1 pseudogene is annotated in these 651 nt (G+C 71.5%); it reads left to right on the top strand.

The features are described from left to right. Window positions 1-95: 95 nt before the first annotated feature. Window positions 96-651: pseudogene (locus EAO77_RS39365) on the top strand (cytochrome P450); the annotation flags it as partial.

Raw genomic sequence — 651 nt, 5'->3', positions numbered from 1 at the left:
ATCCGCCGCCCCGGCGGGGCCGGACGCGAACCGGCTCCCGCCGTGCGGGAATTGCCCGGAAGACCGGCGGCTGTGTCCATAACCGGCCAGCGGACATGCCGTACGCCCGCTACGACACCCTCCGCAAGGAGCACGGGCAGATCGCGCCGGTGCTGCTCCCCGGCGACGTCCGGGCCTGGTTCGTGCTCGGCCACCGGGAGAACCTCGAGGTCATGCGCTTACCATCGCTGTGGTCCTGCGACTCGCGCATATGGAACACACGTCTGTCCGCCGACTCGCCCCTGCTGYCCGTCACCGCCGCGCGCAGCCGGGCGTGCTCCTCGCCGTCGGCGAAGACCAGCAGCGGCTGCCAGGCGGTGACGGACAGCCTGGCCCGGTTCAACCGCCACGGCGTGCGCCGCTACGTCGTCCGCTACACCGACCAGCTCGTGGACGAGTTCGCCAAGACCGGCCGCGCCGACCTGGTCGCGGACTTCGCGCAGAAGCTGCCCATCCTGGTGCTCGCCCGGCAGTTCGGCGTCCCGGAGGAGGACGCGCTGCCGATCGGCGCCGCCGTCCGCGACATGGTCAGGGGCACCGAGACCGCGCTCCAGAGCAACCAGTACGTGCCGACCGTCATGTCCGACCTGGTCAAGCGCCGCAAGGAGAAGC

Source organism: Streptomyces sp. T39, from assembly GCF_008042045.1.
Lineage (GTDB): Bacteria > Actinomycetota > Actinomycetes > Streptomycetales > Streptomycetaceae > Streptomyces.
This window is presented reverse-complemented; position numbering and strand designations above follow the sequence as displayed.